General features: G+C 34.3%; 14 protein-coding genes and 2 riboswitches. Of the genes, 1 reads left to right on the top strand and 13 read right to left on the bottom strand.

What is annotated here, in order from left to right; genetic code table 11:
* Positions 1 to 385 precede the first annotated feature (385 nt).
* On the bottom strand, positions 386 to 1,720 hold the full coding sequence (locus CW357_RS11795) for an NCS2 family permease (RefSeq protein ID WP_119415805.1): 1,335 nt from the start codon (positions 1,718 to 1,720) through the stop codon (positions 386 to 388).
* 132 nt (positions 1,721 to 1,852) lie between these two features.
* Positions 1,853 to 1,954: riboswitch (purine riboswitch) on the bottom strand.
* 256 nt (positions 1,955 to 2,210) lie between these two features.
* On the opposite strand from CW357_RS11795, the gene CW357_RS11790 reads away from it, so the two are divergent.
* Positions 2,211 to 2,777: a pentapeptide repeat-containing protein gene (locus tag CW357_RS11790; protein WP_124218156.1), complete on the top strand. Its 567-nt coding sequence runs from the start codon at positions 2,211 to 2,213 to the stop codon at positions 2,775 to 2,777.
* A 130-nt stretch (positions 2,778 to 2,907) separates the two neighbouring features.
* On the opposite strand, the gene CW357_RS11785 is transcribed toward CW357_RS11790, so the two are convergent.
* The 12 genes from CW357_RS11785 to nadE all read right to left on the bottom strand — a co-directional run bounded on the left by CW357_RS11785 (position 2,908) and on the right by nadE (position 15,195).
* Positions 2,908 to 3,132 (bottom strand): hypothetical protein, encoded by a 225-nt coding sequence (locus tag CW357_RS11785; RefSeq protein WP_119415807.1) that lies wholly within the window; start codon positions 3,130 to 3,132, stop codon positions 2,908 to 2,910.
* Positions 3,133 to 3,210: 78 nt separating this feature from the next.
* Positions 3,211 to 3,633 carry a hypothetical protein gene (locus CW357_RS11780; protein ID WP_164489595.1) on the bottom strand — a complete coding sequence of 141 codons (423 nt, stop codon included), beginning with the start codon at positions 3,631 to 3,633 and terminating at the stop codon, positions 3,211 to 3,213.
* A 266-nt stretch (positions 3,634 to 3,899) separates the two neighbouring features.
* Positions 3,900 to 5,453 carry a glutamine-hydrolyzing GMP synthase gene (gene guaA / locus CW357_RS11775; protein WP_119415809.1) on the bottom strand — a complete coding sequence of 518 codons (1,554 nt, stop codon included), beginning with the start codon at positions 5,451 to 5,453 and terminating at the stop codon, positions 3,900 to 3,902.
* A 132-nt stretch (positions 5,454 to 5,585) separates the two neighbouring features.
* Positions 5,586 to 5,687, bottom strand: a riboswitch (purine riboswitch).
* 35 nt (positions 5,688 to 5,722) lie between these two features.
* Entirely contained in the window at positions 5,723 to 7,966 is a 2,244-nt protein-coding gene (locus tag CW357_RS11770; protein ID WP_124218154.1) for a transglutaminase-like domain-containing protein, read from the bottom strand.
* Complete coding sequence (locus tag CW357_RS11765) at positions 7,963 to 9,177, bottom strand: DUF58 domain-containing protein (RefSeq protein WP_164489594.1); 1,215 nt, start codon at positions 9,175 to 9,177, stop codon at positions 7,963 to 7,965. Before CW357_RS11765 ends, CW357_RS11770 begins: the two co-directional genes overlap by 4 nt.
* Positions 9,177 to 10,124 (bottom strand): AAA family ATPase, encoded by a 948-nt coding sequence (locus tag CW357_RS11760; protein ID WP_119415812.1) that lies wholly within the window; start codon positions 10,122 to 10,124, stop codon positions 9,177 to 9,179. Before CW357_RS11760 ends, CW357_RS11765 begins: the two co-directional genes overlap by 1 nt.
* A gap of 137 nt (positions 10,125 to 10,261) precedes the next feature.
* Positions 10,262 to 10,942 (bottom strand): ABC transporter ATP-binding protein, encoded by a 681-nt coding sequence (locus CW357_RS11755; RefSeq protein WP_124218152.1) that lies wholly within the window; start codon positions 10,940 to 10,942, stop codon positions 10,262 to 10,264.
* Positions 10,939 to 11,769 carry an ABC transporter permease gene (locus CW357_RS11750; protein ID WP_124218151.1) on the bottom strand — a complete coding sequence of 277 codons (831 nt, stop codon included), beginning with the start codon at positions 11,767 to 11,769 and terminating at the stop codon, positions 10,939 to 10,941. Before CW357_RS11750 ends, CW357_RS11755 begins: the two co-directional genes overlap by 4 nt.
* Entirely contained in the window at positions 11,751 to 12,206 is a 456-nt protein-coding gene (locus CW357_RS11745) for a nitrous oxide reductase accessory protein NosL (RefSeq protein WP_124218150.1), read from the bottom strand. Before CW357_RS11745 ends, CW357_RS11750 begins: the two co-directional genes overlap by 19 nt.
* On the bottom strand, positions 12,203 to 13,489 hold the full coding sequence (locus CW357_RS11740; protein WP_124218149.1) for a NosD domain-containing protein: 1,287 nt from the start codon (positions 13,487 to 13,489) through the stop codon (positions 12,203 to 12,205). The genes CW357_RS11745 and CW357_RS11740 overlap by 4 nt, the downstream gene beginning before the upstream one ends.
* Before the next feature lie 60 nt (positions 13,490 to 13,549).
* Positions 13,550 to 14,179, bottom strand: a complete 630-nt coding sequence (locus CW357_RS11735; RefSeq protein ID WP_124218148.1) for a nitrous oxide reductase accessory protein NosL — start codon at positions 14,177 to 14,179, stop codon at positions 13,550 to 13,552.
* A 188-nt stretch (positions 14,180 to 14,367) separates the two neighbouring features.
* Positions 14,368 to 15,195, bottom strand: coding sequence for an ammonia-dependent NAD(+) synthetase (gene nadE, locus CW357_RS11730; RefSeq protein ID WP_124218158.1), 828 nt, complete (start codon positions 15,193 to 15,195; stop codon positions 14,368 to 14,370).
* Between the last annotated feature and the right edge of the window lie 5 nt (positions 15,196 to 15,200).

Genomic DNA, 15,200 nt, shown 5'->3' with positions numbered 1-15,200 from the left:
CTTGCTTGTTCAGTTTTCAAGGTTCATATCTCGTCGTCATCTTAACGACTTATATATCTTAACACGTCTTTTTCTAAAAGTCAAGAACTTTTTTTAAAAGTTTTAAGTCATATTTTGTCGTTTTATTTACTTACGAGTCAACGTTGTTAACTATACTCCCCTATTAATCGATTGTCAACTTAAAATCCAATTTTATTTTTAACTTAATCTAGATAAACTACAATAAACAATTTTAAATGCTCAATTATATATAGATAGCCTCTCTATTCCACCCATACTATATATCAATTTATCAATTTATCAAGCTATGAAATCCAGTACATAAAGCAAAAGGCAGTATTCCCTTGTCGGAATGCTGCCTTTTCACTTTTATTTTCTATTATTATTATCTTACCCAGATAAAGTAAGCTAAGAAGACGAAGAATAAAACATACATTAATGGATGTACTTCTTTTTTACGTCCCGCAAGTAACATTGTAATTGGATAGAAGATAAAACCAACAGCAATACCTGAAGCAATACTGTAGCCCATAGGCATCATAAACATTGTCATAAATGCTGGAACTGCAATTTCGAATTTATCCCATTCAATTAATCGTAAAGACGATGCCATCATTACACCGACAATAACTAACGCTGGGGTTGTTACAGCCATGGTAACTACACTTAATAATGGCGAGAAGAATAATGCTAGTAAGAACATCACTCCTACTACAACTGCTGCGAAACCAGAACGTGCACCTGCACCAACACCAGCTGTAGATTCTACATATGCAGTAGTTGTTGAAGTACCGAAGATAGAACCAACTGTTGTACCTAAAGCATCTGCTAGTAAAGCTTTACCTGCACGAGGTAATTTGTTGTCTTTTACTAATCCTGCTTGGTTTGCAACTGCCATTAAAGTACCTGCTGTATCAAAAAAGTCTACAAATAGGAACGTTAAGACAACAACTAAGAATTTCACATTAAATAAAGAAGATGGATCATGAATAATCGGATCTAATGCAACCCCAAAAGTTGGAGATACACTTGGAATTGATGAAACAATTGCTTTTGGTACTTCTACTAAACCAAAAATCATACCAATTACAGCTGTAATAATCATACCGTAGAAAATACCAGCTTTTACTTTACGTGATAACAAGATAACTGTGATGAAAATACCTGCAATTGCTAGTAATACATTTCCATCAGTGAAATCACCTAAAGTAACAAATGTACTTTCGCTAGCAACAACAATCCCAGAATTTTTTAAACCAACAAATGTTATAAATAATCCAATACCTGCAGATACAGCATATTTTAGCTGAACAGGAATAGCATTAATAATCGTTTCTCGAATACCTGTCAATGAAAGAATGATAAAGATTACACCTGAGAAGAATACACCTGTTAAACCTGTTTGCCATGGAATATGGTAAGTTAAAATAACTGTATAAGCGAAGAAAGCATTAAGTCCCATACCCGGTGCTAAACCGATAGGATATTTTGCAATAAAGCCCATGATGAACGAACCAACTGCTGCAGCCAAAGCTGTTGCAACAAATACAGATCCGTAATCCATGCGCATTGCATCTGGTAAGTCTTTTACATCTGCTAATGTTAAGATTAGTGGATTTAGCGCTAAAATATACGCCATCGCTAAGAATGTTGTAACTCCCCCAATTATCTCTCGGCGATAATTTGTACCAAGTTCTTCAAATTGGAAATACTTTTTCATGATTAATCCTCCGTATGCCGTCTTATACGTCATGAGAATAAAAAAGACAATCAACTTAATAGTGAGTTGACTGCCTACGATTCTTCACATTCTATGAATCATGTAAAGATTTAAAAGAAGAAATTATTATTTTATCTTCTTTATTAAAATCGTAGTCAAGTCATTTACGGTAACTCGGTAGAAACTTTCGGGCCATATTCCCGACATTATACGACGACGTTATTTAATTTACTTTGATAATATAACATGGTTCTATCACTAATTCAATACTTTTTCCGAACATTCCTTATACATTATCGCAAATAGTTCGTGAAAAAAACATTGAAATTAAAATAAGTCGTCGATGATAGATGAAAACAATTTATCTTTGCTCGAAAATATGCGACATTATACTTACACTTACTAACTAATTTTTAATGAGGTGATTCTAATAAACAAAATAGTAGCTCCTTCTACCAACTATACTCAAATCATTCAAGCCGAAAATTTATTGATTGAAGAAATTGAAGAAAACACACATCTAATCGATTGTGAAATTGATTGCCGTTTTGGTAGAAAACAATTACAAGAAGTTCAATTTGAAAATTGCCGATTCTTATTAAATGATTATTCACAAATGGAATTTTTAGATATCATATTCAAGAAATGTGACCTTTCTAACTTCAACTTTTCCAAATCCATATTTTATAGATGTAAATTCCAAGCATGTAAATTAATCGGCTCGCAATTTATTGGCAGTACATTGAAAGATATATATTGGCAAGACTGTTTTATGAATTATGCTGTATTCTCCGATAGTATTTTAAAACAGGTTTGTTTTGAGGATAGTCAATTAAAAGAGGTATTTTTCCAAAGCGTTAGTTTTAATAAAGTTGATTTTCTCAAATGTAATTTACAACTCGCTGATTTTACAGAAAGTAAATTAAATGGTTTAGATTTTTCAACTTCAGATTTTATAGACATAAGACTTACACCCAACTTAGCAAAGGGGATGTCAATTCGGTTTGATCAAGCAGCTTCTATTGCTGCTACGCTTGGTGTAATCATTAAAGATTAGTGAATAATAGCCCACTTACCTTAATAAGATAAGTGAGCTTTTTTGTGTGAAAAATCTCATATCATAATCATAAATTCAATTAGATTGTATATACCTAAAGAACTTCTTATCGTAACATCTGCTTATCCAATTAGGATTTCTTTTTCTTTCTGTTTGATTGTTGAGTTTTATCGTGGTTTGTTTTGTTGTTTTTGTTTTTAGCTTTCGAATCCCATTCAGCAGCAAACTCTTCATGTAAATTGTCTTTAGGATTATTGTTATTGCTATTGGTATCATCTTTATCTGTACTTTTATAAAGATCGAAAGGATTATGAGTTCTTACGTTCATGGTCCTCTTGTTGTTTTTATTGCCCATGGCGTATCACCTCCTAACAATAATTTGTTCTTTTTGGAGGTTTTTATGCTCTATCCGTTTTATATTATTTTTTGTCGGTTAGTCTTGAGTTAAATGCCATAAGCGATCCAACGGTAACTCATCTTCCGTAATATTTTCTTTTTCAAATAATACCCGACTTAAAGCAAGTTCTATTGATTCCACATAAAACGATATGATGACATTGCAATGGGCTAAAGCAAGATGATTTGTTACGCTTTTTGAAAATTGATCTAAATCATATATGTGATTTTCCTTTACTGGGATATCAGAATAAACTTTTACTATTACTAAGTTTTTCCTTAAGACATCCTCCCAAAAATCATTATCTTCATAATCACCTAAATCAAAATCGTCTTGTCTTGAAGGACGATTTTCGTCAAAAATAAACATTCTGTATGTAATTCTATCAATCTCAATATCCCATATGTCTATGTCTTTAAACCGGAACACTCGGTTGAAATTATCAATTATATTAATCACCCTCTATTTAATACATAACGAATTCCATAAATAACTAACAATTTAAATATATGTAATGAAAAGCATTAAATCAAATTATCTGAAGCTTATGTCTCCGGAGGTCATCTATTAGTTCAAAAATTTTTTAACATAAAAAAACTCCCTTATTTTCAAAAGTAGAAAATAAGGGAGAACATATTTATAATTTCAATTGTTACGAGTGTGAGCAATTCCCTCAATCTACACTTGTATTTCTCGGGGTGCTTCGCATCCTCGTCGCAATGTGTCTATTCCCACTCGATAGTAGCTGGTGGCTTAGAAGTCACGTCATACAGTACGCGGTTAATGTGGTTTACTTCGTTGACGATACGTACTGAGATTTTTTCTAGTACGTCCCAAGGGATACGTGCCCAGTCTGAAGTCATGCCGTCGATAGACGTTACTGCACGGATACCGATTGCGTAATCGTAAGTACGTTGATCGCCCATTACACCTACTGATTTGATATCAGGAAGTACAGTGAAGTATTGCCAAATGTCACGATCTAGACCAGCTTTAGCAATTTCTTCGCGTAAGATTGCATCAGATTCGCGAACGATTTCTAGTTTTTCTTCTGTTACTTCGCCTAGAACGCGGATTGCAAGACCTGGTCCTGGGAATGGTTGGCGCCATACGATTTCGTCAGGAATACCTAGTTCAGTACCTAATGCACGTACTTCGTCTTTGAATAATGTTTTAAGTGGTTCGATTAGTTCGAACTGCATATCTTCAGGAAGTCCACCTACGTTATGGTGAGATTTGATTGTTTGTGCAGTTGTTGTACCACTTTCGATAATATCAGTATATAGAGTACCTTGAGCAAGGAAGTCCATACCTTTAAGTTTTGAAGCTTCGTCATCGAAAACATAGATAAATTCGTTACCGATAATTTTACGTTTTTTCTCAGGATCACTTACGCCTGCAAGCTTGTCCATAAAACGTTTACGAGCATCAATTTTAATCATGTTAATACCGAATTTACCTTCGAATGTTTGCATAACGCTTTCTGCTTCGCCTTTACGCAATAAGTTGTGGTCAACGAACATACATGTTAGTTGGTCACCGATTGCTTTATGGATTAACACTGCAACAACTGAAGAGTCAACGCCACCTGAAAGTGCGCAAAGAACTTTTTTGTCTCCAACTTGTTCGCGAATTTTTTCAATTTGCATGTCGATGAAGCTATCCATTGACCAATCACCTTTAGCACCACAAACATCAAATACAAATTGACGTAAAATATCATTACCATATACAGAGTGACGTACTTCTGGATGGAATTGTACAGCATAGAATTTACGTTCAGCATTTGCCATTGCTGCAATTGGGCATGATGCACTTGTAGCGATAGTAGTGAAACCTTCTGGTGTTTTAGTAACTAAATCACCATGACTCATCCAAACAACTTGTTCTTTTGGAAGTTCACCAAATAACGCATTATCTTCTAATACTTTAATTTCTGCTTTACCGTATTCACGATGGTCAGCTGATTCCACTTTACCACCTAAAGAATGCGTCATTAATTGCATACCGTAGCAAATACCTAGAATTGGTAAGCCCATGTCGAAGATTTTTTCATCAATATGGAATGCATTTTCATCGTATACTGAGTTGGGACCACCAGAGAAAATGACACCAGTAGCATTCATCGCCTTTAGTTCTTCAGCTGTGATTGTGTGAGGATGTAATTCACTATAAACACCGAACTCACGAATTCGACGAGTAATAAGTTGGTTGTATTGACTACCAAAATCAAGAACGATAATTTTTTCTTGATCTTTTAAAATTGTACTAACTGACAACAGTTCCACCTCTTCTATATTTTATAAATGAAACTTCTCTTATATAAGTTACTAATATGAAAAGAACGCGTTGAAAGTAACATTCTTCCTACGCGTTCAGTCTCTACAAAAGGCAAATAAACTATGTCTAAACATAGCTATATTCACCTTCATAGTCAAACCATTTACGGTAGCTTGGTAGAAACATTCGAACCATATTTTCGAACATATACGAGGGCAGTTCAATTATTTATAATTTTTCTTAATCTTACAGTTTATAAGAGCCAAAATCAACCTGTTATACGATTGATTAAATATTCCCAACATTCTATAATTTTATCCTTATCCATTGTTGAGGCCCCATTACTATAAAGATATTCTTCATAAATGTTCGTCAAATTGCTCATATGGTCAGTACCAAGTTTTTTATCAACAAGTTTGGCAAATTCACTAAGAGTTTGTCCTTCTTCTTTTGATAATCCATTTAAAGAAAGCTGATGAAGTAAATCATTATACAGACGATCTATGGTTATATTATTTTTTCCTTTAAATCGATATTTCAACAATAGCCACTTTGGCATCCATTTTTTTCGTGTTAAATAGCCGAGAGCTGCTAGTATTAAAACGATTACTGCAAAAATGGTAATAACTTTGTTCCACTTTTTGCTTGTCGTTTTTGTTTCATTTTGACTTTGCTTGTCTTCTAGTTGCTGCTGTTTTTTCTTTTCTTCTTTTTTCGCTTGTTCTTTCTCTTGCTTTGCCTTTTTCTTTTGCTCAGCTTTTTTTTGCTTTTCTTCTTTTGCTTTTTCATTTTCCTTTTGCTTTGGATTGATGGTTCCTTCATTTTCTTCATCTTTCACATCGTTTAGAACATTATCAAATCCATCGAAACCAATTGTTGGCTCGAAAGACATCCAACCCACTCCAGGTATATATGCCTCTACCCAAGAATGTGCATTGTTGTTTGTGACAACAAAACGGTGAGTACCGTTATCAGAAGACACTTCATCTCCTTCTGAAAATCCCTTTACCCAACGTGCTGGAATGCCCAATGTACGAAGCATCACAACCATTGAAGTAGAGAAATTGTCACAATATCCAGATTTCGTATCAAAGAGGAATTGATCTACATAATCTTGGCCCTCTTTCGGTACTGCTACATCTGTTCGTGAATATTGATAACCGTTATATTGAAAATAAGAAACAATGGCATTTGCCTTATCATAAACGTTCTTTTCACCTTTTGTTATTTCTTTCGCCAAATTATTTACACGTTCAGGTAAAGTAACTGGAAGTTGCAGATACTGATCGTATTCTTTTGGAAGTTTTCTTAAATCCGACATTTTCGTTTTTTCTAACGCTTTCAAACTATATTCAGGTGTGGAATAGGACATTGAATACTTTGGTAAAAGTACCTTTTGCTCATTAATAGAAGGTCGTATTTTTTCACCATCAATCTCAATATAAAATGACTTTTCGTCATTTGGTTGATCAATCGATTTTAACCCATATGGTTGCATGATAAACTTATAGTCTTTCTTTAAAGTGATTGTCGCAACATCTGTGTTTTTTTCCTTACCAGGTTTTAATGACATTGGGATATCTTCACCGTATTCAAAGGTATGTACATAGACATCTCCTGGTTTTCGTACCCACCCTTTTCCGGTATAAATATTTTTCGTTTCGATACGCCAATATTGATTTACTTTTGCTGCTACTTCAAAAACAGGACGACTATCTTCTTCAAAAGGACCACCTAGTTTACTATCATCCTCAACATATCCTATTTTCCCGATACCAGCATTTTGACCATTCTTCCAATCCATTAGTTTTGCGATAGAATCTGGTGTATTCACTATAGCTTGTTTTTTAGGTATTAAGAAAGCAAATACAGAGCTACCAATAATCATAAGAACAAGTGGTATCAATAACATGGTATAGTGTTTTGCCTGTAATTTAACCTGACTACCATTAAATAGACGGTTTACAAACAATACGCCCATTAGTAATGTTCCTAATACCATGACGCGGATTATGGCAGAGTCGGCATTATACTTAGTCAGTGAATCTATTAAGCATAAGAAAATGATTGTTGTTAAAAAGAAATATACAACAGTATGCTTGACTGTTAACCAATGATGGATTAGATAGATTGTCATCCATAATAAAACAAAAAATAAAATACTACGAAATGAATCCGTTACATCATTCCAATCACCTGCTATTAACGCTTTCACGCTTATCCCAAAATCACCAGCAATTTTCATCATACTGTCTACAGAGAAAAATTTTGTCCCCAAGTATACATACATAAGGAACCAAATGATATATAAAAACTTAATCGCAAAAGATAGTACACCATTTAAGTTAACGATGTTACTTCCTAAGCAAAGCACTATAAAAACAAGAAATAATCCAAGATGTCCAGTGCTCGTCAACTGTACAATAGGCATGAGCCATTCTACCAACATCCAAAATATAATAAGATAAAGGCCCATCAAGCTCGTCCATTTCACTATTGATGAATTGCTCATTTTAACACCTCCGTAAAGGCATCTGAAAATTGTTCACGTGTGATTGGTAAGACAAATATTCCATTTTCCTTTGCTATGATCTCCATCTTTTCCTCTTGCTCTGAAATAACTTGTTCTGGATTTCGAATGATAAAACAAATTACAGCTTGGGATTGTTTGAAGTTTTTTTTCAAGATATTAATCCATTCAAGTGTGAGAGATCCTGTAACAAAATAAAGCATTGTTGCGCTAATTAAATTACGATTTTGCACATATTTAGGCCCAACTTGTTCAACTAAATTTGGTTTTACAGCTGCAAGATAATAGAGTGCTTGTTGTAATTGTTCCACGGTCTGAATTTGATTGAAAAAAGCTGGTTTCGCTCCTGCAGATAAAAACGACATCGTAAAATGCTGATTCGTAACAGCTGTTAACACAGACGCACAAAACTCTACTTGTTCCTCAAATAAATCAGAAGGTGACTCATCTAATACTAGACAAACATTTAATGATTGTTGGTCTTCAAATTCTTTCGTTTGTAAGCTTTGTGTTTTGGCAAATGTCTTCCAATGAATCCACGTCATACGATCTCCAGGTTGATATTCGCGAATACCTGAAACCATAGTTGTATCACGTACTATCGCGCTATGCTCTGTACCTGCACCACTATTTCTGGAGATTTGTAACGGCGTATAAACTATATTCGTAATACTTGGATAAACAACAATTGAACGATTTGCTGGTATTAAAACTTTCTTTTTTACCCAACCAAAAAAATCTGCAATGGTCAGTTCAATTCCTTCTAATTGGTAATGACCACGTGGCATATTTGGAATTTCATATTGCCAAGAGAATTGCTCTTTCCAGCCCATTATTAAAAAATGTCGAGTTTGGTCTACCTCTTCAACAAATAGCTCATTTGGCACGCTTTCCTGAATTATCGTATAGAGTAATGGAAATCGCGAATTTCTCGTCAACGTAATCTTCATCCGAAGAGAATCACCTTGTTCTAAACGTCCAGAAATCATTGTCCTTTCAACTGAAAAATTTTTAACTGGCACAAAAAACAGCATGATTGAGTAAATGGCAAAAGGTAAAAACATAAAGAATATAAACCAGCTGACAAACCCACCTTGCATCAATGCAAAAGATAGAGAAATAGCTAACAAAAATACAACCAATATAAAACGTATAATCGCTTGCGATAGCCACTTTACTTTATATCTTTTCATCATCTTGAAGCCCTTTTAATCGGTACAGATGTATTAATAATAACGCGACCAATAATTTCTTCAGGTGTAATACCGTCATAGCGTGCTTCTGGTTTTAAAATGAGACGATGAGCAAAAACAAAAGGTGCTAAAAATTGAACGTCATCTGGTGTTACAAATTGGCGTCCTTTCAACAAGGCATACGCTTGGGATGCCTTCATCAAAGCGATGGAACCACGAGGACTCGCACCGAGATATACATATTGATGTTCACGAGTTGCTCTAGCTAGTTCCACAATATAGCCTTTCACTAATTCATCAACATGGACTCTTTTCACTTCTTGTTGTAGAACCTTCAATTCATCTAGCGTAACTACCGAAGTCAACGTTTCAATCGGACGTGTTCCTTCTGCTCTTCGTAATACTTCAATTTCATCATCATGACTTGGGTAACCCATTTTCAATTTTAATAAGAAACGGTCTAATTGTGCTTCAGGCAGTGGATATGTTCCTTCATACTCAATAGGGTTTTGAGTAGCCATTACAAAGAAAGGCTTTGCAATTTGAATGGTTTCCCCATCAATTGTAACTGCAGCTTCTTCCATTCCTTCTAATAGGGCAGATTGTGTTTTAGGTGATGTACGATTAATCTCATCGGCCAATACGATATTCCCCATTATTGGACCAGGACGAAAATGAAACTCCATATCTTTTGGATTATAAATGGAAACACCAATTACATCCGATGGCAGCAAATCGGGTGTAAATTGTATTCGTTTAAAATTAGCACTTACGGATTTAGCAAGTGCACGAACCATCATAGTCTTCCCTACACCTGGTACATCTTCCAGTAAAACATGTCCTTCTGCCAACAATGCCACAACACTAAGTTCTGCGATATGCTTTTTGCCAATCATTACTTTTTCTATATTATTGATAATGGATTGTAACTTTTCTTGTGTCTCCATTAATTGGCCTCCTGTCAATTATCCTTTTTATTGGTTCTTTTTCTCAATTAGCATTATTATAGCATGATTGTTTTTAATCCTTACAAAAAACACGACTTACTATTTAGTCGTGTTTTCATACATTATTACATTTATTTCTATTTTTGAATGATTTCATGCATAAAAAGTTCTTCTAAATGCAATGTTTTTGAATCTTGTAAAACAGATTTAATATTTCCATGTTTTAAAACATGCCCTTCATGTAGCAAAAGTACATCATCTGCTAATTCTTCAGCAAAAGAAAGTAAATGTGTAGAAAATAGAATCGTTTTACCACAGTCTTTTTGTTCTTGTAAGATCGTTTTCAATTCAGCAATCCATCGTATATCTAAACCATTTGTTGGTTCATCTAAGATTAATAATTGCTCATCTCCTAATAACGCTTGTGCCAAGTTAATCCGTTGGCGCATTCCCTTCGAAAATTGGCGAACTCTTTGTTTACGATATTCCCATAGTCCTACTCTTTTTAGTACTCTATCAATTTCGCTTGACGGTATTTTCTTTAGTCCTGCAAGTAACTGCAAAATCTCTAATGCTGTAAGAGTTGGTGGAAAGTTGACATCATCTGGCATATATCGAATCGATGGATGTGTAGCCCATGTCAATTTACCATTATCAGGCTTTTCTTCTCCGATTAATAGGCGAATTAGCGTACTCTTACCAGCTCCATTACCACCAGCCAAAGCAATGATTCGCCCCTCTTGTAAGGTAAATGAAACATTATCTATTCCTTGGTCCTCCGAATACTTTTTCACAAGATTTTTTCCTTCTACAATCATGCTTGACGCCCTCTTTTCATTAGCACCCATTTTGCAAATACTAGCGGTATTACAATCCATAAGATTGTGACAAATGCATACAAAACATACCCTACCGTTGAGCTATAAAATTCAGTGAAACTATAGAAGGACGGCCCCAATACAGATGTTTGATCAGAAAATAGAAAATAACCGAAACGAATCCATTCTGCTGGGTTGATGTGAAGCATGATAATGGTTAACTTCTGTAAGACATGTCCTGCAACAACTGTTCCAATAGCCATTAAAGCATATGATAATAGCAATAATGATAATGCCCATACTACTAATGACAAAGCTAATGCATGTAAACGGTTTTTCGCAAAACTACCACAAAGTATAGCGATGGACGAAAATAGTAATACCGTCAAAATAGACAATCCTACAAATAGAATTGGTAGATGTACTTGACCTGATATTCCACTCATTCCTAATATAACCGCAAAAGCTAAACATAAAATAAGCATAAATGATAGGATTAATGCGATATATTTACCAAATATATACTGTGTAATTGTCATCGGATATGTTTTTAACAAAGAAAACCATCCTGACTCTAAATCACTTGCAACCCCCATGCTTCCAATGGTTAAGATAAATAATGGCAATAAGAATAGAAGTAAATTTAAAAAACTAGCTGTTTGTCTTGTAAAACCATTGAAATCGGGTAATGCAATTTGTTGAATAAGCGATATAGCAGCAAAAACAAAAACAAAAAGTACTGCTACTAATTGCATCCAACGGCTTCGCAACATTTGTCTCCACTCTAACCGTATAAATAGGTGATTATTCAATGATGAACACCCCATTTAAATGTATCTAGATCACTATAGCTTAATAACTCTCCTTTACCTTCTTTTTCAATATATTTTTTCGCTTTATCTTTTGTTTGAAAGGCAATTACTCCATATGACATGGGTGTCCAAATATCTTTGTCATATACATAAGAGGCTGTTTTCACATCAAGCCATTTTTTTCCGCTTTTATCTTTTATAAATGCCTTACCTAAATCATCTTCGTCCATATCTTTCATATATTCGACTAAACAACCTAAATCATCAAATATTTCGTAATCTCCATTTTTCAAAGCAATTTCCCCTGCATACTCTTTATGAACAATACTCATATTGCATATTTTGCAGATGTCAGTTTCACTAACAATTTTTCTAGGTTTATATTCTTTGTTTCCACATGCTTGTAAACATAGTACTATCGCGAAAATACCTACCAACCATCTCTTCTTCATCCTTGAATTTCCTTTCTCCAAAACCATAGTATTGTAAACACAAGTCCAACTCCTAACACCAATTTCCAAACAATCATTGTATTTTTCCTTTTTATAGACATAGTGCTTTGCATTAAAGGTTCTTGATCAACTAGTTGTTCTTTCTCAATGACATTTGTTTGGCGGTCTATCTCATTAAGTAACACTACACTTGGTGATTCGATAAAATATTGATAAGCGGGTTGTCTAACCATCCATTGTCCAAAGCTTTGAAGTGCTACATAATTGCGGTCACCAATACCATCGCTATTAACATCAATCCCCGCATAATCATCATAGTAATTTTGGACAATCTGACTGCCTGTTCCGTCTGAGCGGAGATTAACAATATTCCCGATAAAATTATTTCGCTTCACTTGATTTTCTTCATTTGAACGAATAAGTTCTATTGCTGATTGATTCATTAAAAATACATTCTTTTTTATCGTCGAATTTGTTAAATTTTGAGCCGAAATTGCTGTTCGATTATTTTGGAATTCATTCGCAAATATTTTTATAAGTTTGGACTGGAATAATGTCATTCCTGAAGCATTTAGTCCATTTTGGTCATATAACTGATTATCGTCTAGCTTTACATTTTCAGACATCATTAACATAATGCCCGTTACATTTTTTTTAAATGTATTCCCTGTTGTTTGCGCATTTTTTGTATACATAAAGTGGATACCGTAGCGTCCATTATAAATTTTGTTATTCATAAGAGAAATCTGATTGACCGATTCTATATACACACCATCTTGTACATGTTGAATAGTATTCCCATGCACCTTTACATTTGCACTGTTATAGAGGGCAATTCCATTTCCTTTTTTTGAAAAATGTCCTGGTATACCGGTGATTTTCAAATGCTTGAGTGTTACGTCATTAGTGTTATAGAGCTGGATACCACTCCTCACATTTTTGAAATGAAGATTTTCAAAACGAAGATGTTGCGATTTCTTGCCCGATATCCCTAGATAAGAGTTTTGCAGTGCAACATTGTTTATAGAGACATGTTCTGCGTTTTCTATTTCTATAGCAGGCTTTTGGTTCAAGCTTTCCAATACCGTATGCTCAGATCCCTTAATTGTGATATTCCTATGTATCACTACATTTTCCTTATAGATAACGTTTGATAGCTGTAATGTTCCATTTTCAGGTGTCTCATCAATTAGTTGTTGCAATGTTTTCGTTTTTGCATGTGCTTGTGGTACAGCAAACGTAAATGCGATAAAGAAAATGAAAAGTAATAAAACACGATTCATAAGCACACCTCCATTCTACGACAAAAGGGCGGAGTATACTCCAGCCCTTATAAAGGATTATTATTTTCCATGACCTTCAGAATCATCATTATTCATGTTCATATCCATCTTGTCACTAGAGTCATTATTTTTCATCTTTTGCATTTTCTTTATATATCGTTCATGTGCTACATCATCAATATCTGATACTTCAACAACTTTTGCTCCTGCATTTTCTTTTATAAATGCATCTGCACTTTCTTGATCTTTAAAGAACGCATAGCCATAATTCATCGGTGTTTTTATGTCTGCTTTTACAATGATAGCATCATCTAATTTCAACCATTCTTTAGAATTATAATCGCGAACATATTTATCATATTTAACTTTATCTTTTCGTTCTTGATTTAACATACAACCTGCATCGTCAAAGAAGATTGTTGAGCCATCTTTTTTAATTGCTTGTGCTGAAAATGCGCCCATTTCATGATCTACATCGTACACTTTCATATTGCAAAATTCACAAACAGTATCTTCTTTTGGCTCTTGTAATTTTGAATTGACTTTGTTGAGAGATGCTACATTTGTTGATTGTTCTGTTTTCTCTGTGGTATTAGTATTATTTGCATCCTTTGTCTTAGCATCGTCTTGACCACATGCTCCTAGCAATACTGCTGCCAAAATTACTGTTACACCTAAATTCTTTTTCATCATATTCTCTCCCTTCAACTACCTAATACTTTACCTTTAGGTTGTGAAGAAAGTTCAAAAATTATATGTCTATATTTTGACTTATTACATTTTCCATTTCTTACAAAAGAAAAAGGCTGTCCTATAAGTAACTAAAAAACTTACAGGACAGTCCTTTATTTTGCTAAACTTTCAATTTTAAAAAATATTTATTTTTTCCAAAAGTCATCGAAAATAGAAATTGGTAAGTGGCGTTTGTGTTCTGAACGTAAGAAATGCCCTTCAATTTGTTTTTTTGCGTCTTCTGGAATCTCTTTACCTTCTAAATAGTCATCTATTTGATCATAAGTAACACCAAGTGCTACTTCATCCGGCAATGACGGGCGGTTTTCTTCTAAATCTGCAGTTGGTGTTTTTTCGTATAAATGTTTTGGACAATTAAGTTCGGCAAGCAATGCTTTACCTTGACGTTTGTTTAAACGGAAGATGGGTGTTAAATCAGCTGCACCGTCACCAAATTTTGTAAAGAATCCCGTAATTGCTTCTGCTGCATGATCTGTACCTAGTACAACTGCATTATGGTGAGCTGCAATAGCAAATTGAACTTTCATACGTTCACGCGCTTTTTCGTTACCTTTTAAGAAATCAGTAAGTTCTATTCCTGCTTCTTTTAATGATTGGACGCTTACATCTACTACAGGTTTAATATTAACTGTATAGACTTTGGTTGGTTGGATAAATTGGATAGCATCTTGACAATCTTGTTCATCTGCTTGGACTCCATACGGTAAGCGAACTGCCCAAAAAGAGTACTTGTTTTCTCCAGCTTCTTCATTTAACTCATTTACTGCAAGTTGTGCTAATTTACCAGTCAAAGTAGAATCTTGACCACCTGACAATGCAAGTACAAAGCCCTTTAAAAAGGTATTCTTTGTAGCATATTCCTTTAAAAAGTCGACAGATTTACGAATTTCTTCTTTCGCATCGATTTGAGGAAGTACATGTAATTCCTCTATAATTTTTTGTTGCAAAGACATAGCCA

Origin of the sequence: Rummeliibacillus sp. TYF005 (assembly GCF_003844195.1) — a bacterium.
GTDB lineage: Bacteria > Bacillota > Bacilli > Bacillales_A > Planococcaceae > Rummeliibacillus.
This window is presented reverse-complemented; position numbering and strand designations above follow the sequence as displayed.